Here is a 23,516-nt window from a genome sequence, read left to right as displayed (position 1 = left end):
ATCAGGGGGTCGGATGCGCGCACGCGTGTGCGGCATCCGGGTTCTCCTCCGATCCTAGGCAGGCCCCCTCGGGCGCGCTCGAATCGTTCGACGGAAGCTACTACGCCTCGGCGGGGGTGCCGGTGTCGGCTTGGCGCGCCTCGACAAATGCGTCCGCGATGAGCCCCGCGAGCTGCTGCACCTGCCAGGGCCGTGCCCCGTGCGCCGTGAGCGCGTCGCCGATCGTCTCCGCCGTCGTCTCGGCGGGCGGCGCCCAGGCGACGCGGCGCAGCGTGTCGGGCGTCAGCATGTTCTCGACGGGGATCGAGAGCTCCTCCGCACGCGTCGTGATGGCGGCACGGGCGCGCTTGAGGCGACGGTCGGCCTCGGGGTTCTTCTCGGCCCACAGACGCGGGACCGGCACCCCGTCGCCCGTTCCGCGCATGCTCGGCGGCTCGGGGTCGGCCATGCCGGCCTCGACGGCCGCCCACCAGCGGTCGAGCTCGCGACGGCTCGCCCGCCCCGTGAACTCCTTGAGGGCGGCGAGGTCGCGCTTGCTGGTCGGCTGGGCGCGCGCGACGGCCACGAGGGACAGGTCCGGTACGAGGCGCCCCGGCGCGGTGTCGAGCTCCTGGGCGAGGGCGTCCCGCGCGGTCCACAGCGCTCGGGCCACCGCGAGCTGCCGGGGCGAGCGCAGCGCGTGCATCCCGGACAGGCGTCGCCAGGGCTCCTGCCGCACGGGCGTCGTCTTCTCGAGCACGGCCGCGAACTCCTGCCGGGCGATCTCGTCCTTGCCCGCCTCGTGCAGCAGCTCGGCGATCCGGTCGCGCAGATCGGGCAGCAGCTCGACGTCGAGGGCCGCGTAGACGAGCCAGCCCTGGGGGAGGGGCCTCGTCGACCAGTCGGCGGCCGAGTGGGCCTTCGCGAGGTGGATGCCGAGCAGCTCCTCGACGACCGTCGCGAGCCCCACCCGCGGCAGCCCCGCGAGGCGCGCGCCGAGCTCGGTGTCGAACACCTCGTCGGGGTCGAGGCCCACCTCGCGCAGGCAGGCGAGGTCCTGGCTCGCGGCGTGCAGGATCCACTCCTCGCCGTCCATGAGGTCGGACAGCTCGTGGAAGTCGCCGATGGCGGGCGGGTCGAAGAGGAACACGCCCGCGCCGCGCCGGAACACCTGGATCAGGTAGGCGCGCTGCGAATAGCGGAAACCGGAGGCGCGCTCGGCATCGACCGCGTAGGGACCGAAGCCGTGGGCCAGCGCATCCACGGCGACGAGGTACTCCTCGCGGGTGTCGATCACCGTCACTTCGGGGTGATCGGCGTCGGCCGTCGGCGCAGGGACGTCAGTCACGCGGCGCCCGTCGGTGGGGGAGCAGGGAGACGGCGTCGGACGACGGCGGCAGACCCGCGAGCATGCACAGCAGATCGCACCAGGCCTCGACCTGCTCGCCGATCGCGGGACCGCCGGGGGTCCACGAGGCGCGCAGCTCGAGCTGCGCCGCGTCGCCCTGGCCGGCGAGCTCGCCGAAACCCGCCGAGAGCACCTTCGTCGCGGTGCCCGACGCGGCCGAGTAGTCGGCCAGGCGCGCATCGAGCGCGTCGATGAGCCACGACCAGGCCACCTCGGCGATGAACGGGTCGACGCCGATCTCCGTCTCGAGCGGCGCCTGCGCGTAGGCGACGACGCGGAACGGTCCGCCCCACGCCTCGGGCTCCTCGGGGTCGTAGAGCAGCACGAAGCGGCCCGTGCCGAGCACGGAGTCGATGCCGTGCACCGTCGGGCGCACGTCGGCCGCCAGGGCGATCGAGTACGGGGCGAGGCCCGTGGGCGCGTCGATCTCGACGACGGCCATCTCCGGGCGCGGCTGGGCGGCGCGCACCGACTCGACCGCGAGCCGGAACGGCGGCGGGAGGGGGCGATCGGACTCGGAGGCGGCCACGAGGGAAGCCTAGGATTCTGGGGAAGGGCTTCGGCGATGCCACGCCGTCGCCGAAGCGGAGGTGACCGTGGGACGTCGATCGGGTTCGGGCGCCGACGTGCTCCGCGTCGTCGGCTGGACGGCGCTCGGGGTGGGGGTCGCGGCGGCCGCGACGATCGGCGTGCTGAGCGCCCTCGTGGCGCGCACGGTGCTCATCCCGCCGTCCCGCCGCGAGGACGACATCCGCATCCTGGGGCTCGACCTCGAGGGCCACCGCATCCGCCTCTCGGCCACGAGCGACTCGCTGCTGCCGGGCGAGTACAGCTTCTGGTTCTCGGGCGATACCGGCCACGCCAAGGTGGGCGAGATCGTCGACACGGATCGCGGGGGCGTCACCCGCGAGCTGCTCGAGGTGGACTTCGGCGACCTCGCGGCCGCCCGCCGCGGGCGCTTCAGCGGGTGGTTCTGGCTGACGCCGCGCGACCTCGGGCTGCCCTACGAGAACGTCACCGTGCCGACCCCGCTCGGCCCCGCACCCGCCTGGTTCCTGCCCGCGGAGGACGGCGAGTCGGATCGCTGGGTGATCCAGGTGCACGGCCGCGCGGTGCGCCGCTCCGAGACCCTGCGGGCGGTGGCCCCGTTCCGCGACGCGGGCTTCCACTCGCTGCTCGTCTCCTACCGCAACGACGGCGAGGCCCCGCGCAGCTCCGACCATCGCTACGCGCTCGGCGACCGCGAATGGGTCGACGTGGACGCCGCCATGGCCTACGCGATCGCCCGCGGCGCGCGCGAGATCGTGCTCATGGGCTGGTCGATGGGCGGCGCGACGGTGCTGCAGGCGCTCACCCGCTCGCCGCGGGCGGCGCTCGTGACGGGTGTCGTGCTCGACTCGCCGGTCGTCGACTGGATCGCGACCCTCGACTTCCAGGGGCGGATGCGCCGCCTGCCGCGCGTCGTGCGGCGCTGCGTGTACCTGCTCATCCGCTCGCGGTGGGGGCGGATCGTCACGGGGCTCGCGGAGCCGCTCGACCTCGCCCGCCTCGACTTCGTGACGCGCGCCGCCGAGCTCGACCGGCCCATCCTGCTGCTGCACAGCATCGACGACGGCTTCGTGCCGGCGACCGCCTCGACGGCGCTCGCGCTCGCCCGGCCCGACATCGTGACGTTCGAGGAGTTCACGATCGCGCGCCACACGAAGCTGTGGAACTACGACCGCACCCGCTGGGAGGACGCGATCCGCAACTGGCTCCCGGGGCTGAGCAGCCACCGCGCGTAGAGGCCCCCGGCGTCGTCGACGAGCAGGCTCGCGAGTTCGAGCGGCACGGACGGCCGCGCGGCGGCGCCGAGCACCGGCAGCCCGCCCCCCGTGAGTCGCGGACTCGTGCTGAGGCACAGCTCGCCCACGAGGCCCGCGTCGACGAGGGCGGCGGCGAGCGAGGGTCCGCCCTCGCAGACGATGGCGGGGGAGCCCGCCTCGGCGAGGGCGGTGAGCGCCGTCGCGAGGTCGACGCGTCCGTCGGCCGTCTCGGGGAGGGCGAGGAAGCGATGCGGCGCGGTGAGCGTCTCGGCCGTGCGGTCGCGGGCGCGTTCGGGCCCGAGCACCCAGAGCCGATCGGGGTCGTCCGCGTCGCCCGTCTGCGAGCCGCGGAAGTCGCCGGATGCCGTGAGCGCCGCGAGACGCGCCGTACGCGGCAGCAGGTAGCCCTCCGCACGCAGGCTCGCGGCGCCGACCAGCACGACGTCGCTCTCGGCGCGGATCGCCCCGAGCACCGCGCGGTCGGCGCGGCTCGACAGCGACTCGGAGGTGCCGTCGTCGCCGCGGGCCGACCCGTCGACGCTCGCGACGAGGTTGACGCGGATGCCCGCCGCATCCGGAGCCCGCCGGTAGCGTTCGCGCAGCCGCTCGCGCGTGTCCGGCTCGCCGACCGTGATCGGCTCCCCGGGCTCCGGATGCACCGGCGTGAGGATCACGCGGAGCGTTCCCGCACCTGGCGCTGGGTGCGCCCGAGCAGCCCCGACATCCCGCGGATGCGCAGCGGGCTCACGGCCTCGGTGAGCCCGATCGTGAGCGGGTAGTCGGACGGCACCGCGAGCACCTCCTCGACGGTGAGCCCCGCGAGGCCCTGCACGAGGATCGACGCGAAGCCGCGCGTCGTGGGTGCCTCGCGCGGGGCCGTCGCGTACAGGTGCACGATCCGGTCGTCGTCCACCTCGACGAAGATGTAGACCGGCGACTGGCACTCCTCGACCCGCTCGAGCAGGTCGGGGTGGTCGGCGAAGCGTTCGGGCAGCTCGGGCAGCTCCTGGGAGAACTCGAGCAGCAACTGCAGGCGGTCGGCCTGGGCGAGCGCGAGGAAGTCGTCGCGGATCTCCGCGAGCTTCGCGGGCAGAGCGCTCACGCCGTCACCCGCGGGGACGGCCCCCACTCAGCGTGCCGGGACGGCGCCGGGCTCGGCCCCCTTGACGATGGGGACGCGCACGGCGCTGCCCCACTCGGTCCACGACCCGTCATAGTTGCGCACTCCCTCGAAGCCGAGAAGGTGGGTGAGCACGAACCAGGTGTGGCTCGAGCGCTCGCCGATCCGGCAGTAGGCGATCACGCTATCACCGTCCTTCAGGCCCGCGCCGTCGCGGTAGATGGCGTCGAGCTCGGGCTTCGTCTTGAAGGAGCCGTCCTCCGCGACGGCCTTCGCCCACGGCACGTTCTGGGCGCTCGGGATGTGGCCGGCGCGCAGCGTGCCCTCCTCCGGGTAGGCGGGGGCGGTGGTGCGGTCGCCCACGTACTCCTCGGGGGAGCGCACGTCGACGAGCGGGTTGCCGAGGTGGGCGAGCACGTCCTCCTTGAAGGCGCGCACGGCCGAGTCGTCGCGCTCGACGACGGGATACTCGACGGTCTCGCGCACGGGGACCTCGGTCGTGTACGCGCGGCCCTCGGCCTCCCACTTCGCGCGGCCGCCGTCGAGGAGACGCACGTCCTCGTGGCCGAAGAGGGTGAACACCCACAGGGCGTAGGCGGCCCACCAGTTGTTCTTGTCGCCGTAGATCACGACGGTGTCGTCGCGCGAGATGCCCTTGCGGCCGAGCAGCTCGGCGAAGCCGACGCCGTCGAGGTAGTCGCGCAGCACCGGGTCGTTGAGGTCGGTGTGCCAGTCGATCTTGACCGCGCCCTCGATGTGGCCGGTCTCGTACAGCAGCACGTCCTCGTCGGACTCGACGACCACGAGACCGGGTTCGCCGAGGTGCTCGGAGAGCCACTCGGTGCTGACGAGGCGCTCGGGGTGCGCGAAGTTGGCGAAGGCGGGGTTCGGGTCGGTGGCGACGGCCATGGTGGGCTCTCCTTGAGGCTAGGCTTGCTGCTCGACCAGGGTAGGCAGTCGTCCCCGGGCGCCGCAGGAGTGCCGTAAGAGTTCGACACAGTCCCGCGCCCCGCCATCCGCCGCTTTGCTCCACCGTCGAAGGGCCCGCATGCCGCAGTCGACCCCCGCGTCGCTCCTCGACCGCGCCCCCGAGATGTCGGGTGCGGAGATGGCCGCGTCCCTCGTGCCGCCGCGGCAGTTCGCCGAGGCGACCCTCGAGAGCTACCGACCCGATCCGGACTTCCCCTCGCAGGCGGAAGCCGTGGCGAAGGTGCGCGCGTTCGCGGAGTCGATGACGGGCGGCGGTCGCGGCTTCTTCGGGCGTCGCAAGGGACCGGATGCCAAGCCCGGCATCTATCTGGACGGCGGCTTCGGCGTCGGCAAGACGCACCTGCTGGCCGCGCTCTGGCGCCTCGCGCCCGGCCGCAAGTACTTCGGCACCTTCATCGAGTACACGGCCCTCGTCGGCGCGCTCGGCTACGCGCAGGCCGTGCAGCTGCTCACGGGCGCCTCGCTCGTCGCGATCGACGAGTTCGAGCTCGACGACCCGGGCGACACCATGATGATGACCCGGCTGCTCGGCGAGCTCGCGGCGACCGGCACCCGCATCGCCGCGACCTCCAACACCCCGCCGAACGCCCTCGGCGAGGGGCGGTTCGCCGCGATCGACTTCCTGCGCGAGATCCAGGCGCTCTCCGACCGCTTCGACATCGTGCGGATCGACGGGCTCGACTACCGCCGCCGCGAAGTGGAGGGGCACGCGGCGGTCACCGCCGAGGACGGCCTCGAGACCGCCCTCGGCGAGCTCGCCGCGCCCACGACGCTCGACGACTTCGACCCGCTGCTGCGGCACCTCTCGCGCGTGCACCCCTCGCGCTACGTGCGCATCGTCGCGGGTCTCGGCGGGGTCGGGCTGCGCGGCGTGCACACCCTCACCGACCAGGCGGATGCGCTGCGCTTCGTGGCGTTCGTCGACCGGCTCTACGACGAGCAGGTGCCGGTGCGCGCCTCCGGCACGCCCCTCGACGAGGTGTTCGGCGAGGAGATGCTCGTGGGCGGCTACCGCAAGAAGTACCTGCGCGCGATCTCGCGGCTCATCGCCCTCACGAGCTGAGCCGGGCGACGACCGCGGTCGTGACGCCCCCGACGACGAGTGCCACGAGCGACCCGGTGAGCACCGCGAGGGTCGCCGAGGCGACGAGCGGGGATTCGCCGCGGAAGGCCAGCTCGGCCATGAGCAGCGAGATCGTGAAGCCCACCCCGCCGAGGGTCGCCACGACGAGCACCTCCGGCATCCGCAGCGCGGTCGCCCGTTCGGCGGCCGGGGCCATGCGTCGCGCGAGCAGCGCGCCCGCGGTGATGCCCACGAGCTTGCCGAGCGGGAGCGCCACGAGCACGGCCCAGAACACGGCGCCGAGCCCGCCCTCCCGCGCCTCGGGCACGATCACGAGCGAGGCGCTGAACGCGAACAGCGGCAGCACGAGACCGTTGACCCACGGTTCGAGCGCGTGCCGGGCGCGGCCGGCGGGGCCGGCGGCGAAGACGAGGCCGAGCGCGACGCCGGCGATCGTCGCGTGCACGCCCGAGAGCAGCACGAGCAGCCAGCTCGCGACCCCGAGTACGACGAGCAGGGCGATCCGCACGGGTGCCGGGAGCGTGCGCCGCGCGCTCAGCCAGCCGAAGGCGGCGATGAGCGGCACCGCGAGCAGCAGCGGCACCGGCTGCAGCTCGCGCGTGAAGAACATCGCGATGATCGCGATCGCGATGAGGTCGTCGAGCACCGCGAGGGCGAGCAGGAAGGCCCGCACCCGGCGGGGGAGTCCGCGGCCGAGCAGGGCGAGCACGCCGAGGGCGAAAGCGATGTCGGTCGCGGTCGGGATCGGCCAGCCGACGTTCTGCGCGGGGTCGCGCACGATCGCCAGGTAGACGAGGGCCGGCACGACGACCCCGCCGGTCGCCGCGACGGCCGGGGCGAGCGCCTTGCGCGGCGTGTCGAGCTCGCCGCGGGTGAGCTCGTGGCGCAGCTCGATCGCCGCGACGAGGAAGAACAGCGCGAGCAGCCCATCCGCGATCCAGTGGCCGGGCGAGAGGTCGAACAGCGCCACGCCCGTGGCGGGGTGGGCGTCCCGGATGCCGATGACCGTGCGTCCCGCGGGGGAGTTGGCGAGCGCGAGCCCCGCGATCGCCGAGACCGCCAGGGCGATGGCGGCGGCGCGTTCGGAGCGGAAAAGCTGCACCACGCCACTCTTCCATGCGTTCCCGGGCTGGATTCGCAGTAAAGCGGCAGCGGCGGGAAACCTGATGTTTACATTCGCGCGACGCACGTAACACTGGCGAAACGCGTCACGCAATGAAACGAAACGTGCCCCTCCCAGACTGAGGGCCGTACCCGAGGAGCATCGATGCTCACCCACGAACGTCCGACGGTGCGTCCTATGCAAATCTCAGAGAGGTAAGAAACCTATGGATACCGGCGAACTCGCTTGGGCCATCACGGCCTCTGCGCTGGTTGTCTTCATGACGCCGGGCGTTGCCTTCTTCTACGGAGGGCTCGTCAAGGCGAAGAGCGTCGTCAGCATGATGATGATGAGCTTCGGCGCTCTTGGCCTGATCAGCGTCCTGTGGATCCTCTACGGCGCGAACATGTCGGCCGTGGACAGCGCCTGGGCCTTCGCGGGCAACCCGTTCTCGGACTTCGCACTCGGCTCCGCCGACAACGAGGGTCTCGTGAGCGCGCTGTTCGGGGCGACCTTCGCGATCATCACCGTCGCGCTCATCTCCGGCGCGATCGCCGATCGCGCGAAGTTCGGATCGTGGATGATCTTCGCCGGACTCTGGGCCACCTTCGTCTACTTCCCGGTCGCGGCCTGGGTCTGGGGCGGCGGCTGGATCCTCAGCCTCGGCGACACCTTCGGTCTCGACTACACCGTCATCGACTACGCCGGTGGTACCGCGGTGCACATCAACGCCGGTGCCGCCGCTCTCGCCCTCGCGCTGGTGCTGGGCAAGCGCATCGGCTTCGCCAAGGGCATCCAGAAGCCGCACAACGTGCCGCTCGTGCTGCTCGGCGCGTCGATCCTGTGGTTCGGCTGGTTCGGCTTCAACGTCGGTGCGGAGTTCCTCAACGACCTCGCCGGCGCGGGCCTCATCGGCCTGAACACGCTCGGCGCGACCGCGGCCTCCATCCTCGGCTGGCTCATCGTCGAGAAGATCAAGGACGGCAAGGCCACGTCCGTCGGTGCCGGTTCCGGTGCCGTCGCGGGTCTCGTCGCGATCACCCCGTCCTGTGCGAACCTGACGCCGGGCTGGGCGCTCCTGCTGGGTCTGCTCGCCGGTGCCGTCTGTGCTCTCGCGATTGAGCTGAAGTTCAAGCTCGGCTTCGACGACTCGCTCGACGTCGTGGGCATCCACATGATCGGTGGTCTCATCGGAACCCTGTACCTCGGCTTCTTCGCCACCGGCACCGGCCTCTTCACCGGTGGCGACGGCATGCAGCTCGTGATGCAGGCGATCGCGGCCTTCGGTGTGCTGATCTACTCGTTCCTGGTGGCGCTCATCATCGGCTTCCTCATCCAGAAGACGATCGGCTTCCGCATCAAGAGCGAGGACGAGCTCGCGGGCGTCGACACCGTCGTCCACGGCGAGGAGGGCTACGTCCTGGCCGACTAGTCGCCCGGGATCGTCCCATAACCCGAAGCGGGGCGCCGTCTCTTCCGGAGGCGGCGCCCCGTATCGTTGTCGGCACCCGCCCGTCGAATCCGTCGCCACCCGGAGGCGTCATGTTCGCTCTGCTCGTCGCGTCGTTCCTCGCGAGCGTCGTGATGGCTGCTGCCGTGGTGGCGATGCTGCGGCCGCCCGACCCCGGCGAGGTGGTGCTGCGGGCGGTCACCGCGACGTTCCTCGCGTGCGGCATGACGGTGCTCGTGGGCCTACTGACGGATGCCGACACGGCGGAGTTCCTGCTGGCGCTCGCGCTCGGTGTCGCGCCCGTGACGGTGCTGCTGGGCGCCGCGGCGGGGGAGGCCGCCCCCGGTGAGCGGCGGGTCGCACGCTCGCTCGTGTACCTGTGGGCGGGGATCGTGTTCCCGCTCTGCGTCGTCGTGCCGGCCCTGGTGTTCCGCGGCTGCGCGACGCCCGAGTGCCGCGTCGAGGACTTCGGCGGGGGACTGCCGCTGCTCGTGTCGTCTGCGGCGTCGGTGCTGCTCGCCTGGCGCGCGCACGAGGCCGGACCCGAGCGCGGCTGGCTGCGGTTCTCGCTCGCGGTCGCGGTGCTGTGGCTCGGCGTCGCCGTCTGGCTCGCGAGTCTCGAAGGCGCGATCGACCCCTATACCGGGCGCATCCTGCTCGCGGCCGTGGCGTCACCGGCCGGCGGGGCGATCGCGTGGCTCCTCGTCGACGTCCTCCGGCGCGCCGAGCGGCATCCGGTGCGGTCGCTCGCGGATGGCGTGGTCGCGGGGCTCGTGGCGATCGTGCCGGGCGCGGCGACCGTGTCATTCCCGTGGTCGTTGCTCGTCGGGGCGCTGGCGGGGGCCGTGGCGGCGCTCGTCTTCGGCGCCCGACGCCTCGCCTCGGCGGGTCGGGCGGGTCACTGGGCGCTCGTGGTGCTGAGCTCGACGGCCGTCGGCTACCTCGCGCCCGCGATCTCGGGTGACACCATCGGACTCGTCTTCTCGGGACGCATCGCGGCACTCCTGCCGCCGCTCGTCGCCTTCACGGCGGTCGGCGCGATCGGGGTCTTCACGAGCGCGATCTCGTGGCTCGTCATCGCGAAACGCAAAAAACCCCCTGTGTGACCAGGGGTTTTCAGTGGGCGATACCAGACTCGAACTGATGACCTCTTCCGTGTGAAGGAGAGCGGCGGGGTTCGGGAGGCCCCGAGATCCCAGTGTCTTGCAGGGGTCGCGTCAGAATCGGCATCACCCAACATCACTGGATTTGACCCCCATGAAAGGAAAACGTGGGCAAGTCTGGGCAAGCCGAGGGCCCAATATCCCGGGCGTGTCGCGACCGCGGCCGGGGCCTGAGCGGCTACTCGTCACCCTGCCACACGTGCCGCGCATAGACGGGTCATGGACGACGAACGGGAAAGCCCCTGGCAGCAACTGCCAGCCGCGGCGAGGTGGGAGCTCACGAGTCCAGGAGAGCTCCCCATTCGGTGCCCTCGATCGGCCAGCCGAGCATGTAGGCAACGGAAGCCCTCGCGGTATCGAGGTCTGCGACTCCGAGAGCCACCGCGGCCGCCTCAGCCTCGACGGCCTTCGCGATTACCTCTGCAGCCTCCCCCGGAGCTCCTCTGCTTCGGCAAGGGTGTGCACGCGCCGTCCGCTAGGTCGTCGACGCTCAGCCTCCGCCTCGTTCTCGGCTGCGCGCCCTCGCTTCCACTCGGCTTCAAGGAGGTTCGGCGCACAGGCATAGTGGGGAAGCGACCTCGCGACGGCGGCGAGGAAGTACTCGCGGAACAGCGGCGGGCCGTACGGCAGCATTCCGCCGTAGCGGGCATCGAGCGCGCAGCCCGCGGCGACATCCGCGTCGTTGAGCAGTAGAGCGTCGTCGGGCACCGGCTCATAATGCCAGCCGCGGCAGACTACGGACGCTGCGGGGCGCCTAGCCGTCGTCGACAGTGAAGGCATCATGGGGATGCGATCGCACTTGACCCGAAGGAGCTGACCAGATGACTCTCACCCTCGACCCCATCTTGCGCAGTGCGGGCATAGACCCCGCCAGCGCTCAGGCGATCCGCCACGCCTACGTGCCGGTGCACGAGGACACGGGCCTTCGCGGGATCGGTCCGGACTCCACGGACGACGAGATTCTCACGTACACCAGCCAGCAGTCGGCGCGGTCGCGGGCTTTCCCCACATCCCCGCCGCGCACCTGGGTCGTCTTCATCCGCGAGGGCGGAGACCGCGCTCGGCTCTGGGCCGTCGTCGAAAACCGAGGCGAGGTCGCCAACGATGGCGCGCTCCGCACGTTCGACCTAGTCGTGACAGACCAGATGGCCGACTTGCGCGATCGGCTCGTGATCGGCTGGCCGTCGCCGCGCGCCTGGCGGCTGAACGGGCAGACCGCGGCCCGATACCCCGTCCTGGAGATCGCGGACGCGCGGCCCGTGCCGTTCCCCGGATTCGACCGCCTCGTTCTCGACTACGCCCAACTCCAGGCGGTTATGCGCGAGCACCGCTACGCCGCCTGGCGTACAGCGCTCGAGTCGGTCGCCGGCGTTTACCTCATCACGGACCTGCGAGACGGACGGCAGTACGTAGGCAAGGCCGACGGCCAGGAGAGCATCCGCCAGAGATGGTCCGCGTACGCGGCGAACGGCCATGGGGGAAATCTCGAACTGCGAGGGGTTGACCCAAGCGCCTTCCAGTTCTCTTTGCTGCGCGTATTCGACCCCGCGACTCCGACACGAGACGTCGACGCCGCGGAGAGCCATTTCAAGGTTGCGCTTGGCACTCGTGCCCACGGGCTCAACCGCAACTGACGAGGCCGGGACGCCGCAGGTAGACGCGTCGAGATGGGGCGCGTCGCGACAGGTACCTTGTCGGATATGTCGACAGGGAAGTTGCTAGCGCGGGATGTGTATCCGGGCTGGAAGCGCATGGCGGCGTCGGCGACGGAGTCGATCCGCGTGTTCACTCCGTACCTCGATTCCCTCCTGGCGCGCCTGCTGGCAAATGCGGTGATCTCGACCCCTCAGATATCCGTCGTCACAGACCTTTCTCCGAACTCGGGTGCGCTCACCTACCGGAGGCAACTCCTCGGCCTGCGCCAGCTCCTCACCGCGGGTGTCGAAGTACGTTCGTTGCCCCGACTTCACGCGAAGGTCATGGTGGTTGACGGCAAGCGGCTGACCGTCGGCTCGCAGAACTTCACCTCGTATGCCCGCGGTAGCCGCGAAACGACTGCATCGTTTGCATCTGCTGGCTCCGAGCGTGACTTCCTCGCGGAACTCGACCGATGGTTTGCGGAGTCGACCATGGTTGACCTCGCACTAGTCGAAGCTCTGCTCGACGGTCTGAAGGCTGAGCTCGAAGCCGAGCGGGACGCACATGCCCTGGTCGTGGCCAGGTACGAGGAGCTACTGGAGGAACACCAAGACAGGCAGCGACGCCTGGCGATCGGAGTTCGGAACCCGTCGTTCACTGCCCGCCTCGAACGGGCCGCAGCGACGGCGCAGAAGCGCATGGCGCAAGCATCGCTGCGCGCTTGGGTTGACTGGACTGACGGGTACTACAAGGCGCTCGTGGTCGACGAGTACGCGGATCTCACCCGCTGGTCGATCAACGAAGCCGACGGCTCGGTGGGCCAGGTGAGGCTGACCAAGCTCTACATGCATCCAGTGTTGCTCGCGCCGTCAGGCCGGATGGGCTTTGCGCGTCTCGCGATGACAAGGTCGACCTACGTGCGCTTTTCCGTGGACATGGGAGCGTTCACCGTAGGAGGCCTCCGGTTCAACGTGAGCGTCCGCCTGCCCAAGAAGCCCGACGAGGCGAACATGGAGATCGTGCTGCGCCCAGCGGCCGAATACGCCACCGGCGGGCTCACACTGAGGTTGGCGTTCGACGGCGCCGCGTTCGAAGTCGTGTCATGCCAGCCGGTGGACGCGAATCCGATCCGGTACCGCGACAACTACTGGCTCGACTGGAAGGCTGTGGATGTTGACGAGCTCGTGGCCGCCGTTACGGATCCAGCGAACGTGGCTTCGCTGACGTCGTTCGCGCTTCAGCCCTTCCGCTACAAGGAGCTCGGTACCCACGACAAGAACGCCGCCGAGTTCTTCCCGGCTCACTGCACACTGACACTTGTCCAGGTGGGGGAGCGGCGGGTTCTCATCGCTCGTGCTCGCTGACCCCGGCGCGGCCTCGGCCTCGCCGTGCGCCACCGCACAGCAGTCGTGACGCCGACGAACTGCGAGCTCAACTCCGCGCCCCTCGCCGCGCACGCGACGCCGCCTCCGAGCTCGCCGCGCAGGCGCGACGCCGCGCCCTGTGCGGCAATGCTCCGACAGCGGTGCGGCGATGTGGCGTTTGCGCTGGCCGCTCCGCGGCCGGAGTCAGCTCGTCGAAGTCGGCACGAGGACGTGTAGGGGACGCCGGGCGCGCAGCGCCCGGCCATGTAGACGTGGCGCGGGCGAGGAACGATCGAGACGCTGACGCCGGGGAGCGCGGCGACCCGGCGAGGCGCTCTTTGCGCGTATCCTGGCATCGACAAGGTGGGCGGTCACGATGACGGGCTATCAGCAGCCGGAGGCCAGCCTGGGCCTCCCCGAGGGCATGTCCCTCGTGGACTGGGCGAGTGCTCGCGCATCCGCTGAGGACGATGTCCAGCAGTTGGGCCGGCTCTTCAAGCGGCTCGATGAGCTCCTGGCTCCCGGCGGCGCTCCGGTCGCGAAGCTCGGGCGGGAGAATGCCAGCCGGTGGATCTCGTCGACGACGTCCACCATGTGGGCGGTGCGCCAGATAGCTGACCGCCATAGCGGGCCAGCACTCGCAGCGCAGGTAGCGAATACGAGACCCTAAGCGTCGGCGCCTCAGCCGCCGTTGAGCGCCAAATCTTGGTGCTGGATCGGCGGGACGCCGATCGGAAGTATCGCAAGGACCAAGCTGCGAGAGAGCCACGTCAGCGCGCTTCGAAGAAGCAGTCCACCTCGAAGAGGACGGCTGCATCGGATGCCCGCGTACCGGCCAAGGCGCGCACGGGTCGGCCGGCGGAGGTGCCGGGTGTTGGCTGGAAGATGATCGGAGGCGTGGCGCACTTCCCGACCGGTCGCTCGCGGCGCGCGCTCTGCGGTGCCGAACTTCAGGCGAACGCTCCGACCGGCGCGGGCGCCTACCTTTGGTGTCGTCCCTGCATGGATCTGAGCCGCCTGCCGGCGGCGGAGCGAGAGCGACTGGCCCTGGCCCAGGCGGCTGCGAAGGACTGGGCGGAGAAGACCCGGCGGAGCGGGGAGACCTCGGACAAGCGAGCCAAGGCGCGCCGCCCTCGGGAGCGCTCTGAGTACTTGCAGCGCGAATACGGCGACAGTGTCCGCACTGTTTCCGGCGGGCTTCCAAGCCTTGGGAAGGGCTAGCTACGCGGCCGCAATCTCCCGCTCTGCACACTCGACGATCTTGGCAGCGAGGCTGCGGCCGTGCACCGTTCGCTTCCGGGGGATGCTGCTGGACCCCTCGGAGGTCGAGCGAACTGGTTGGATGGCCCTGACACCGCGTCAGCCGCGGACCCGACCGACTGGGAAGGAGCAACCCATGGCGAGCGAGAGCTGCCCCATTTGTGGCGAGGAAGCCGACGCCGATGAGCTCGACCCTCACGGCCACTTCGACACGGACGACGACGACGAGGACTAGGACTAGGCCGCAGCGGCGACCGGGGCCACGAACGCTGCGGCCTTCCCGCTGAACTCGGCCGAGAACCCAGCCCGCGCGAGAATCTCGCCGAGTTCGTCGTGGACTGCCGACGCAGTCTCTGCGTCGACCAACTCGGGACGCACCACAACGGCGAGCCGGGGGACCCAGGTCTCGATCGCCGCGCGGTCCGTGCCCGACGGAGGAGCCCCCGCCACATCGAGCGCACGGCGGAGGATTGCGCGGGCTACGCGTCGTCGCTGGTACCGCTCCTCGCGCCCCGCACGGTATGCCTCCAGCCGCTGCCGCTCCCTCGCACTCGCCTCCTGCATCTCGCGGCGGCGGTCCGTGGCGACGAAGACGGCCAGCGTCTCCTCGGCGATCGTATCAAGGGCCGACAGGAGGTCGATGCCGGGCTCGCGCAGCCCCCATCGGTCGAGCTCCTTGACCCCAGCGCGGAGTCCGGCCGGCGTGAGCCCCACCCAAGCCCCGGGTTCGGCGTTGTGGAGCAGCAGCGCGAGGAACGCCCGCGGCCCCAGCGCCCCCTCGGAGTAGCTCCACGCGGGGTGAGCCGCTGTGGCGATAACGGCTGCGAGCGGATCGGTGTCGGGGCGCCCCTGGGCCAGCGCCTCGATCGCATCGCCATGCGCCCACGCGACCTCGTTCGCCTCAGCGTCCAGCTTGGTAAAGCGGAACAGCAACCGCCCTCCGCCCGCGCTGCCCGTGCGCCTGGTCCACCGGGCCCCGCGTTCCAGCGCGGTGAGGATCTTCTGCGCCTGCCGCGGTGTGGTGTTGATCTGCCCTGCCAGCCAGCCCGCGGTCACCATGACCGCGGTCTTCGCCTCAGGCTCGCCAGTGACCTCGACGGCGCGTGCCGCGGTCACTGCGGCGGCGAGGCGCACCCGCGGCTCGGCCCTCGAAGAGATCGCCGCGTTGTCGGGAAGCGGCGAGAGCAGTCGGGCCACGGCTCGGCGCGCGATCTGTCGGCGAGCTGCGTCAACACCCTCACCCGTCCGCATCTCCTCCAGGTGCCGTGCCGCGCGCGCAGCGGCGGAGCGTGCGACGCCGGGGGAGGCGAGAACTTCGCGCAGCTCCGTGTCTCGGGAAGAGATCCATGCGGTGACGGCCGGCTCACTCCAGCCGGCGGCAAGGGCGCGCGTGTAGAGAGCGAGCAGGCGTGCCTGTGGTGTCTGATGCTGACGAGCGCGATCGGCGAGCGTGCGCGATAGCAGCGGCCCGAGAGCAGGGCGAGCGGGGCGAGAGCTACCGGTGTCGGCAGAGAAACGAGGGGTCATGCTGGTCTCCGATGCGTTCCTAGTGTGGTGCCGCATCCCAGCCGCGCAGCGGCTGTGGACTCGGCTACGACGTATGTATGCGGCGCAACGAGGAACCGCGGCAGAAACCGGGCTCGGCTGCGCCTCGCCCGGCGTGAACGGGACGCTGGCGCACCGTGGCGAATCGCATGCGCGCGGGACGCGGCGCTGAGCGGCTCGGCGGGTTCGTCGCGCAGCGGCGGGCGGCGAAGCCGCCCGCGTGGTCGTCAAGCTGACGCTGCGATGCTCGATGCGAGCGGACCTGGTCGGCGGCGTAGAGGGTGCGCGACGTCGACGCTACGGGGCTCGGCATCGGGCCTGGCACGAGGCGCGGTGCTGAGTGTGGTTCGAAGCCGACAGATTGCAGGCTGAGGTTGAGAAGCTACCTACTCAGATTCCAAGGCTGATCTGCATTCTCACGACCGAGTGAATCATCGACTCAACCCATCCGCTCCAGTTGGTCGCGCATCTCCGGAACCAACTTCAGAACTAACCTGATCGAGAACGTCGTGCCTGACGCTGCTATCGCACGGCGTCGAGTTGCCCACAGAGGCGGAGCGTCAGACCGCGCACCTCAGTACCGGACGCCGAGATCGGGAGGTACTCCGTTGCAGTGTGCGTGCCGTCCGACTGGGTCACTACGAAGATCACACGTCCTTCAGCCTCGCTATGGATCACATGCACGTGCGGTCGCTCGGAAGTGATCTGCCCGTCGGGACCGTAGAAGGCACCAATCCGAGAAGCGTCAGCGTTGCTCTCGCTGTAGTAGCCCTCCGGGCGGCTGGGGCGAGGATAGCGCGCATAGTCGTCAGCATTTGCAGCTTTCTGTTGCAGCGCGTGGAGCTCCTTCCGTAGCGCCGCGACCTCCTTGTTGAGCGTCTCCATGCGAGACAGCGCCGCATTTCGTTCCTTCTCGACGGCTGCGTTGTGAGCATCGACATCGCGCTGCATGGCCAAGTCATCGCGTTCGAGTGCCTCCGCTTCCCGGAGTAGCTCTTCTCGCTCGGACATGTAGGCGGTGACTTTCTTCGCCAGAGAGGTGTAGCGCCGGCCGAAGTCCATCGCTTCGCGGCGCAACGCATCTTGCGCCGCCGGATCGCGCGCCGCTACGGCTCTCCGTTTGAGCTCATCACCTTCGCGTGCCAGCGACTGTTGCCGCTGCTCGGATACATCGTCGGCACGCCGACCTAGGGCCTGCGCTCGCGCTTCAAGTCGCGACCTCCTTTCACCCAGGTCGCGGGCACGTTGCGACAGCGACTGCTTTCGAGATGACCCTGCTTTGGCCCGTTCGAGGATCTGCTGTTGTTCCGATTCCAATGTGCGAAGGCGCTGTTGCAACGTCGCAATCTCGTGGGTGCTGTCTGACACGGCGAATCGGCTCCTAGCGTCGACGCCCGATATGCCGAGCAGATGCGGACTGGGCACAGTCGTGGGCCTTATGTTGTAGCAGGTCTCAGCGCCTTGGCGCAACAGGGCCGGCTGGCCGAGAACAACGGCTCACTTCGTTCGCCGGCGCAGCGGCAAGCACACGCGATGAGGTCGTTGAGCTACGTCGCGCGCCACGGTGCGTCTCGTGGTCGCGGCGCTTCGTCGCGTGGCGGCGGGCCGGCTACGCCGGCCCGCGTGTCGGTTCGTTCTGCGGTGTGAGCGTGATGAGGACGTGCCGTGCGAGGGCGGGACGGATCGCATCGGAGGCGGGGCTGGGAGGGCTTCGGGGTCGGCGGGGACGCAGCGCTGGGCGGCTGATCGATCCGAAGCCAATCAGGGTGTAGCTAGGGCTGGGGTTCAGAGGTTCATGATGATCAGGATCTTGATCAACTACCCGACCGTAACCACCACCACCGCCCGCGCCGCATCCCCCTGCGTCTGGCTACACTCGGCGCACAAGCGATTGGAGCCGCGGATGACCTACGACCCCGAAGAGCATGGCCGCAGGGCCAACGCATGGCGCTACGGCGAGGGCACGAAATGGGATCAGGACGAAGTCTGGATTACGGGTGCAGGCGACATGATTCCGCTGGAGGACCTCGAAGCCGACCATCTCCACAACATCGTCGGCCGCATCGAGCGAGGGAGCAGCGCGGACGCCGTCGAGGATACGCCGCTAATGCGCCGACTTCGCGAGCTCGACGGCGACGGCGGATAGACCTGAGCCGGACCTTCGGCCCGGCGCCAAGGGCACGCACCCTCGACGCCAGCGCCGAGCCATCGGCAGCGGGGGAGCGGTTCCACCCGTTCCCCACGGCTAAACCACACGACCTGCGGCACACGGCGGCGTCCATCGCCGTGCAGGCGGGCGCGAGCGTGAAGGCTCTCCAGCGGATGCTCGGGCATGCGTCGGCTTCTATGACCCTCGACCGGTACGCAGGGCTGTTCGACGAAGAGCTTGACGACGTGGCCGCGCGCATCGGCCGCGCGTTCGACGACGACGACGCCACAGCCTGACCGTGAGTCGGCCTAGATGCGCCCCGGGAGCCAGTCCTGGGGCGTTTCTTTCTGTGCTTGCCCTGCCCACAAGAGATCCAGATCAGGCGTGGGCAAGTCGTGGGCACGGCCCCGAAATCGCGGACGGAAGCTAACCCCGCAGAAACAGAAAACCCCCGGTCAACCGGGGGTTTTCTACTGTGGGCGATACCAGACTCGAACTGATGACCTCTTCCGTGTGAAGGAAGCGCGCTACCAACTGCGCCAATCGCCCGCGACGACCATCCTGCCACATCCGCGGGAGTGCCAGGCGCCATCCGCGCGCCCCCGTCACACGGGGCGCGCCGGTTTGGCCCTCGCCCGAGGATGGGCTACAGTCGAACACGCACGCCGCAAGGCGGGCAACGCGGATGTAGCGCAGTTGGTAGCGCATCACCTTGCCAAGGTGAGGGTCGCGAGTTCGAGTCTCGTCATCCGCTCGAGTGGAGTCTCACGGTCCACCGGGAAACCGGCACCTGGGCCGCACACCTGGTGGCGTGGCCGAGAGGCGAGGCAGCGGCCTGCAAAGCCGTCCACACGGGTTCGAATCCCGTCGCCACCTCACTCACCGCACCGATCAGCCCCATCGATCGGAACGGGCGATTGGCGCAGCGGTAGCGCGCTTCCCTGACACGGAAGAGGTCACTGGTTCGATCCCAGTATCGCCCACCAAGATCCGGCCCCTGCCTCTAGGGTCGTTGTCATGAGCGACCAGACCACCTCCGCCCCTCCCGGTTGGTATCCCGACGCCCAGGTCCCCGGTGGGGAGCGCTGGTGGGACGGGATCGGCTGGACCGACTTCCGCCGCACAGCCTCGACCGTGCCGCCGGCGGTCGTCGCGAGCTACGCGAGCCCGTACGGCTACGCATCCGCGACGACCCTGCCTGGAGGTCCCGTCCCGCTCTGGGCGCCGCTCTACGGGGCGACGATGGGGCAGGCGTGGCAGCGGTTCTGGAAGAAGTACGCGGACTTCACGGGGCGCGCCTCCCGGTCGGAGTTCTGGTTCGCCTACCTGTGGATCATGATCCTCGTCTTCGGCACCTACCTGCTGCTCGGCATCGCGGGCGGCGTGCTCGGCGCCGTCACGGCATCGAACGGCTACTCCTCGGGCTCGGGGGCGTTCGGCGTGGTCTACGGGCTCGTGTCGCTCGTGCTCATCGTCGGATGGATCGGGATGTTCATCCCGTACCTCGCCGTCGCCGTCCGGCGGCTGCACGACGCGGGCTACCCGGGGACGTATCTGCTGTTCTCGCTCATCCCGTTCGTCGGCGGCATCCTGATGATCGTCTTCCTCGTCTCCGAGTCGAAGCCCTCGGGCGCCATCTACGACCGGCCGACGAGCTGACGGGATCCCGGGGAGGAGCACGATGCGCGCACCCGTCGTATCCGGCGTCATCCTCGTCGCGGCGGTGCTGCTCCTCGCGGGGTGCACGGCGCCTCCCGCGCCCGAACCGGAACCCGACTGGGGGCTGTCGCAGGTCGCCGACCCCCTCCCGCTCGAGCAGCTCGCGGCGTTCAGCGGCGTCGTCATGCTCAACACGGACGCCGACTGCACGGGCACCCTCGTCGACACCGGGGTGCCCGACGGGCCCGCGTGGGTCCTGACGAACGGCCACTGCGCGGGCGACCTGGGGCGATTCGACCAGCAGACCACGATCGGCGCCGCCGGCGTAGGCCACGCGGTGTTCCTCCGGGCCGCCGGCAACCTCGACGCCACCTACTCGCGCGACGTCGTCGAGGTGGGCTACTCCACCATGCGGTTCACCGACACCGCACTCGTGCGCCTCGAGGGCACGCTCGGCGAGCTGCAGGCGCTCGGACTGCGCGCCGTGCCGATCGCCGACGACGAGCCCGCACCGGGCGACGAGGTCGTCAACGTCGGGGTGCCGGTCCAGCACCTGGACGAGGACGACCGGGTGCTGCGCCGAGGCGAGTGCACCCTCGGCGAGCAGCAGACGCTCATCGAGGGCTCCTGGACCTGGTTCGGCGCCTGGGCGAACGACTGCCCCGGCATCGTGCAGGGATCGAGCGGCTCCCCGCTGCTGCGCCTGGCATCCGACGGCACCCCCGAGGCGATCGTCGCCGTCATCAACACGACGACCGCGGGGGCCTCGCGCGACATCGGCGGCCCCTGCTTCCTGCAGCAGCCGTGCGAGATGCACGACGGTGAGGCGCGCCTCGTCGTCGACACGAGCTACGCGCAGAGCGTCGCCGGCATCGGGCGGTGCCTGGATGCCGCGACGGGGGAGCTCACCTTCGGCGAGGGATGTCCTCTGCCGAGGGGCGACGTCTGGGTCGAGTTCGGCGGGGGGCCCTTCCGCGGCGGTGATCTGCCGGACGGCGTGGGCCGGTTGCCGCGCGTGAGTCTCATCGGCGAGGAGGCGGGCACGGTGCGCACGGCCCTCGTGCCGTTCGGCGACGGGCGGGCGTGCCTCGACCCGGAGACCTATGCGGGGGCGGAGCAGCACGATCTCCCGCAGGCGGGGGAACGCTGGGAGGTGGTCGGGCTCGAACTGCCCGTCACGCTGCCCGAGGTCGAGGGGCGCTACCACCTCTGCGCCGTGCGCGGCGAGGCCTACGACCGCGCGGCCGCCGTGCTGTTCGAGGTCGATCGCACGCCGCCCCGCTACCCGGCGAGCGCCGAGGTGCTCCGCGGCGACGACGGATCGGTCTTCGTGCAGCCGCACTTCAACCCGCCGGAGATCGGCAGCGTGCGCTTCACCTGGGGACCGAAGGGCGAGGTCGACTGCACCGACACGGCCGCGTTCGAGGACTTCCTCATCGTGCCGGTGGCGATCGCGCCCGACGAGCTGCCCGCGACGTATTGCCTCTACGGCATGGACTTCGCCGGCAACCCGAGCGAGGTCACCGTCATCGACATCCCCCGTTCGTGAGCGCGCGGTGACGCGCCGACCCGGATGCGGCCGGCACCGCGGCCGGGGACCGACGATGGCTCCATGACCGTGGCGGAGCAGAGCGCGCACGCCCGAGCCGCGCCCTCCGCCGACGCCGCGGACGCCGCAGCCGGCTTCCGCGCGCCGTACCGTCCCGAGCTCGAGGGACTGCGGGCGGTCGCGATCCTCCTCGTCGCCGCCTCGCACCTGTGGTGGGGGCGCATCTCGGGCGGCATCGACGTGTTCCTCGTCGTCTCCGGGTACCTCATCACCGTCACGCTCGTGATCCGCTGGATCCGCACCGGCGAGGTCGGCGCGGTGCGCTACCTGCGCAGCCTCGGCGGTCGGCTGCTGCCCGCCGCGCTCCTCGTGATCGGCACCGTGGTCGCGGTGTCGACGGTGCTGCTCGCCGCGACGCGCCCCGCGCTGCTCGGCGACATCCTGCGCTCCTCCGGCTGGGCGGCGCTCTTCGGCGAGAACTGGTACCTCGCCTTCGCGACGGGCGGCTACCTCGACGCCGACCGGGTGCTGAACCCCGTCGAGCACTTCTGGGCGCTCTCGATGCAGGTGCAGTTCTACCTCGTCTGGCTCGTGCTCGTGGCGGTGCTCGCGGCGGTCGTCGGGCGCCGCAGCACGGCGCAGCGGCGGATGCGGCTCGCCGTGACCGCGATCGCGGTCGTCGCCCTCGCCTCCTGGGCGTGGTGCGTCGTCGAGACCCTCCGCGATCAGCCCGTCGCCTATCTCGACACCTCCGCGCGCATCTGGGAGTTCGCGGTGGGCGGGCTGCTCGCGCTGCTCGGGGCGCGGCTCGTCCCGGGACGGGTGCTCGGCTGGATCGTCGGCTGGTTCGGGCTCGCGATGGTCGTCGGGCTCGGCTTCCTCGGCGACTTCGACCCCTGGTTCCCCGGCATCGCGTCGCTCTGGCCCGTGGCCGGCACCGCGCTCGTGCTCATCGGTGCGAATGCCGCCGCGGGCGGCGCGGAGCGGCTGCTCGGCTCACGACCGTTCGTCTGGCTCGGCGGGCTCGCCTTCGGGCTGTACCTCTGGCATTGGCCCGCGATCTCGGCCCTCGCGATCCTGCAGAACCGGCGCGAGTTCACCGTGACCGACGGGCTCACCATCGTGCTCGCGGCGCTCATCGCCTCCTGGGTCATGAAGCACGCGTTCGAGCAGCCCTGGCAGCGCTGGGGGAGGCGCACGCCGTGGGCTGCCATCGTCGCGGCGGTGCTCGTCGTCGCGCTCGGCGTCGGCGCGCTCGTCGCCGTCCCCCCGGCCTTCCCCGCGGCGTCGCCCACCTCGAGCGAGACCCCGGTCGACACGGAGTCGCCCACCGACGACCCGCAGTACCTCGACGCGCCCGACGTGTTCCCCGACGCGGGCACCCTCGCCGAGCGGGTGGCCGCATCCGCGGAGTGGGAGACGCTCCCCGACGGGATCCTGGCCGACGCCGACTCGGCGACGACCGCGTACCTGGGCGAGGAGTGCGTGCACGGCACCACGTGGGCGACGGCGTGCACGCTGGGCGACCCGGACGCCGAGCACACCGCGGTGATCGTGGGCGACTCGGTCGCCGCCAGCTGGCTGCCCGCGCTGTCGAACGCCCTCGGGCCGGCCTGGCGCGTGGTGCTCGCCGTGCAGGGAGCCTGCTCCGCGGCCGCCGTCGCCGCGTACTACGACCGCCAGACCGACCCCGCGTGGGTCGCGCAGTGCGCCGCGATCCGCGCGGACCGCGAGGCGGGAATCGTCACGAGCGACCCCGAGCTCGTCGTCTTGACCAGCTCCTCGCGCACCCTCGACCGCCTCACCAGCGGAGCCACCGGCAGCGAGGCGACGGCGGAGTGGCGACGGGGGATGGAGGAGAGCCTGCGTCGACTCGGTCACGTCTCGTCGCAGCTCGTCGTCATCGCGCCGCCGCCGCTGTCGGTGGCGAGCTGCGGATCGGCTGACTTCGAGCCCGGGGGGACCTCCTGCCGGGTCCCGCTCACCCCCGAGTGGCGCGAGCAACGTGCCGCCGAGTCGGCGGCCGCGGCGGCCATGGGTGTCTCGTACGTCGACACCAGCCCCTGGTTCTGCACGCCGGCGGGCCTGTGCCCGTGGGCGGTCGACGGTTCGGTCGCGCGCACGGACACGCATCACCTGACGAAGGAGTTCTCGGCGCGGCTCGCCGCCGTGATGCGCACGTCGCTCCTCGAGGCGGCGCCCGGGCTGCCCGACGTCGGAACGCGGCTCGACGCGCCGGTAAAGTAAGGGG

The 23,516-nt window shown here is 70.7% G+C and carries 19 protein-coding genes, 4 tRNA genes and 1 pseudogene; 14 read left to right on the top strand and 10 right to left on the bottom strand.

Translation table 11 applies throughout. The annotated features are described in order from the left end of the window. Window positions 1-100: 100 nt before the first annotated feature. Together D7I47_RS13415 and D7I47_RS15115 are read right to left on the bottom strand one after the other, a co-directional pair. On the bottom strand, window positions 101-1,327 hold the full coding sequence (locus D7I47_RS13415; protein ID WP_227000684.1) for an HRDC domain-containing protein: 1,227 nt from the start codon (window positions 1,325-1,327) through the stop codon (window positions 101-103). Continuing rightward, window positions 1,320-1,916: a DUF3000 domain-containing protein gene (locus tag D7I47_RS15115; RefSeq protein ID WP_227000682.1), complete on the bottom strand. Its 597-nt coding sequence runs from the start codon at window positions 1,914-1,916 to the stop codon at window positions 1,320-1,322. The genes D7I47_RS13415 and D7I47_RS15115 overlap by 8 nt, the downstream gene beginning before the upstream one ends. Before the next feature lie 67 nt (window positions 1,917-1,983). On the opposite strand from D7I47_RS15115, the gene D7I47_RS13410 reads away from it, so the two are divergent. Next, the gene (locus D7I47_RS13410; protein ID WP_227000681.1) at window positions 1,984-3,171 is read left to right on the top strand and encodes an alpha/beta hydrolase family protein; all 1,188 of its coding nucleotides are present in this window, start codon (window positions 1,984-1,986) and stop codon (window positions 3,169-3,171) included. On the opposite strand, the gene D7I47_RS13405 is transcribed toward D7I47_RS13410, so the two are convergent. The 3 genes from D7I47_RS13405 to D7I47_RS13395 are packed head-to-tail and all read right to left on the bottom strand — an operon-like array spanning window position 3,102 to window position 5,221. Continuing rightward, entirely contained in the window at window positions 3,102-3,866 is a 765-nt protein-coding gene (locus D7I47_RS13405) for a dihydrofolate reductase family protein (protein ID WP_120763521.1), read from the bottom strand. The two genes, D7I47_RS13410 and D7I47_RS13405, sit on opposite strands and share 70 nt — an antisense overlap. Continuing rightward, complete coding sequence (locus D7I47_RS13400) at window positions 3,863-4,294, bottom strand: SufE family protein (protein ID WP_120763988.1); 432 nt, start codon at window positions 4,292-4,294, stop codon at window positions 3,863-3,865. The genes D7I47_RS13405 and D7I47_RS13400 overlap by 4 nt, the downstream gene beginning before the upstream one ends. A 27-nt stretch (window positions 4,295-4,321) precedes the next feature. After that, complete coding sequence (locus D7I47_RS13395; protein ID WP_120763520.1) at window positions 4,322-5,221, bottom strand: sulfurtransferase; 900 nt, start codon at window positions 5,219-5,221, stop codon at window positions 4,322-4,324. 139 nt (window positions 5,222-5,360) lie between these two features. On the opposite strand from D7I47_RS13395, the gene zapE reads away from it, so the two are divergent. After that, window positions 5,361-6,365, top strand: coding sequence for a cell division protein ZapE (zapE, locus tag D7I47_RS13390; RefSeq protein ID WP_120763519.1), 1,005 nt, complete (start codon window positions 5,361-5,363; stop codon window positions 6,363-6,365). On the opposite strand, the gene D7I47_RS13385 is transcribed toward zapE, so the two are convergent. Next, on the bottom strand, window positions 6,355-7,491 hold the full coding sequence (locus D7I47_RS13385; RefSeq protein ID WP_227000680.1) for a Na+/H+ antiporter NhaA: 1,137 nt from the start codon (window positions 7,489-7,491) through the stop codon (window positions 6,355-6,357). The genes zapE and D7I47_RS13385 overlap by 11 nt on opposite strands. A gap of 223 nt (window positions 7,492-7,714) precedes the next feature. Here D7I47_RS13385 and D7I47_RS13380 point away from each other — a divergent pair, with 223 nt between their 5' ends. Together D7I47_RS13380 and D7I47_RS13375 are read left to right on the top strand one after the other, a co-directional pair. Further along, on the top strand, window positions 7,715-8,920 hold the full coding sequence (locus tag D7I47_RS13380; protein WP_120763517.1) for an ammonium transporter: 1,206 nt from the start codon (window positions 7,715-7,717) through the stop codon (window positions 8,918-8,920). 110 nt (window positions 8,921-9,030) lie between these two features. Further along, complete coding sequence (locus D7I47_RS13375) at window positions 9,031-10,044, top strand: ammonium transporter (protein WP_120763516.1); 1,014 nt, start codon at window positions 9,031-9,033, stop codon at window positions 10,042-10,044. A 471-nt stretch (window positions 10,045-10,515) separates the two neighbouring features. Here the strand turns inward: D7I47_RS13375 and D7I47_RS13370 are convergent, their stop codons facing one another. Further along, entirely contained in the window at window positions 10,516-10,809 is a 294-nt protein-coding gene (locus D7I47_RS13370; RefSeq protein WP_120763515.1) for a hypothetical protein, read from the bottom strand. 113 nt (window positions 10,810-10,922) lie between these two features. Between D7I47_RS13370 and D7I47_RS13365 the strand changes: the two genes are divergently transcribed. Both D7I47_RS13365 and D7I47_RS13360 read left to right on the top strand, forming a co-directional pair. Beyond that, window positions 10,923-11,735: a GIY-YIG nuclease family protein gene (locus tag D7I47_RS13365; RefSeq protein ID WP_120763514.1), complete on the top strand. Its 813-nt coding sequence runs from the start codon at window positions 10,923-10,925 to the stop codon at window positions 11,733-11,735. A 66-nt stretch (window positions 11,736-11,801) separates the two neighbouring features. Continuing rightward, window positions 11,802-13,103, top strand: a complete 1,302-nt coding sequence (locus D7I47_RS13360) for a phospholipase D-like domain-containing protein (RefSeq protein ID WP_157981735.1) — start codon at window positions 11,802-11,804, stop codon at window positions 13,101-13,103. Window positions 13,104-14,600: 1,497 nt separating this feature from the next. Here D7I47_RS13360 and D7I47_RS13350 read toward each other — a convergent pair. Both D7I47_RS13350 and D7I47_RS14810 read right to left on the bottom strand, forming a co-directional pair. After that, window positions 14,601-15,890: a hypothetical protein gene (locus tag D7I47_RS13350; RefSeq protein ID WP_157981734.1), complete on the bottom strand. Its 1,290-nt coding sequence runs from the start codon at window positions 15,888-15,890 to the stop codon at window positions 14,601-14,603. Window positions 15,891-16,430: 540 nt separating this feature from the next. Then, on the bottom strand, window positions 16,431-17,276 hold the full coding sequence (locus D7I47_RS14810) for a hypothetical protein (protein ID WP_157981733.1): 846 nt from the start codon (window positions 17,274-17,276) through the stop codon (window positions 16,431-16,433). A 535-nt stretch (window positions 17,277-17,811) separates the two neighbouring features. Between D7I47_RS14810 and D7I47_RS14905 the strand changes: the two genes are divergently transcribed. Then, entirely contained in the window at window positions 17,812-18,054 is a 243-nt protein-coding gene (locus D7I47_RS14905) for a hypothetical protein (protein WP_170154348.1), read from the top strand. A 92-nt stretch (window positions 18,055-18,146) separates the two neighbouring features. After that, window positions 18,147-18,353 (top strand): annotated as a pseudogene (locus D7I47_RS13340) (tyrosine-type recombinase/integrase); the annotation flags it as partial. Between the two features lie 180 nt (window positions 18,354-18,533). Here the strand turns inward: D7I47_RS13340 and D7I47_RS13335 are convergent. Then, a tRNA-Val gene (locus D7I47_RS13335) sits at window positions 18,534-18,606 on the bottom strand. A 132-nt stretch (window positions 18,607-18,738) separates the two neighbouring features. On the opposite strand from D7I47_RS13335, the gene D7I47_RS13330 reads away from it, so the two are divergent. From D7I47_RS13330 to D7I47_RS13305, 6 genes are all read left to right on the top strand, one after another. Further along, a tRNA-Gly gene (locus D7I47_RS13330) sits at window positions 18,739-18,811 on the top strand. Window positions 18,812-18,862: 51 nt separating this feature from the next. Further along, window positions 18,863-18,933: transfer RNA gene (locus tag D7I47_RS13325), tRNA-Cys, on the top strand. Window positions 18,934-18,968: 35 nt separating this feature from the next. Then, window positions 18,969-19,043: transfer RNA gene (locus tag D7I47_RS13320), tRNA-Val, on the top strand. Window positions 19,044-19,074: 31 nt separating this feature from the next. Then, entirely contained in the window at window positions 19,075-19,716 is a 642-nt protein-coding gene (locus D7I47_RS13315; RefSeq protein WP_120763509.1) for a DUF805 domain-containing protein, read from the top strand. Between the two features lie 22 nt (window positions 19,717-19,738). Beyond that, a complete protein-coding gene (locus D7I47_RS13310) occupies window positions 19,739-21,265 on the top strand; it encodes a trypsin-like serine peptidase (protein ID WP_120763508.1) in 1,527 nt (508 codons plus the stop codon). A 63-nt stretch (window positions 21,266-21,328) separates the two neighbouring features. Next, window positions 21,329-23,512, top strand: coding sequence for an acyltransferase family protein (locus D7I47_RS13305; protein ID WP_170154385.1), 2,184 nt, complete (start codon window positions 21,329-21,331; stop codon window positions 23,510-23,512). The last annotated feature ends 4 nt before the right edge of the window (window positions 23,513-23,516 follow it).

Source organism: Protaetiibacter intestinalis (assembly GCF_003627075.1).
Taxonomy (GTDB): domain Bacteria; phylum Actinomycetota; class Actinomycetes; order Actinomycetales; family Microbacteriaceae; genus Homoserinibacter; species Homoserinibacter intestinalis.
Note: the sequence above shows the minus strand (reverse complement) of the source record. Positions and strands in the feature narration are given on the sequence as shown.

Bases quoted from the DNA above. Each gene is read 5' to 3' on its own strand.
- D7I47_RS13395 (WP_120763520.1), bottom strand. From the start codon at position 5,221: ATGGCCGTCGCCACCGACCCGAACCCCGCCTTCGCCAACTTCGCGCAC.
- zapE (WP_120763519.1), top strand. From the start codon at position 5,361: ATGCCGCAGTCGACCCCCGCGTCGCTCCTCGACCGCGCCCCCGAGATG.
- D7I47_RS13380 (WP_120763517.1), top strand. From the start codon at position 7,715: ATGGATACCGGCGAACTCGCTTGGGCCATCACGGCCTCTGCGCTGGTT.
- D7I47_RS13375 (WP_120763516.1), top strand. From the start codon at position 9,031: ATGTTCGCTCTGCTCGTCGCGTCGTTCCTCGCGAGCGTCGTGATGGCT.
- D7I47_RS13365 (WP_120763514.1), top strand. From the start codon at position 10,923: ATGACTCTCACCCTCGACCCCATCTTGCGCAGTGCGGGCATAGACCCC.
- D7I47_RS13360 (WP_157981735.1), top strand. From the start codon at position 11,802: ATGTCGACAGGGAAGTTGCTAGCGCGGGATGTGTATCCGGGCTGGAAG.
- D7I47_RS13350 (WP_157981734.1), bottom strand. From the start codon at position 15,890: ATGACCCCTCGTTTCTCTGCCGACACCGGTAGCTCTCGCCCCGCTCGC.
- D7I47_RS14905 (WP_170154348.1), top strand. From the start codon at position 17,812: ATGACCTACGACCCCGAAGAGCATGGCCGCAGGGCCAACGCATGGCGC.
- D7I47_RS13315 (WP_120763509.1), top strand. From the start codon at position 19,075: ATGAGCGACCAGACCACCTCCGCCCCTCCCGGTTGGTATCCCGACGCC.
- D7I47_RS13310 (WP_120763508.1), top strand. From the start codon at position 19,739: ATGCGCGCACCCGTCGTATCCGGCGTCATCCTCGTCGCGGCGGTGCTG.
- D7I47_RS13305 (WP_170154385.1), top strand. From the start codon at position 21,329: ATGACCGTGGCGGAGCAGAGCGCGCACGCCCGAGCCGCGCCCTCCGCC.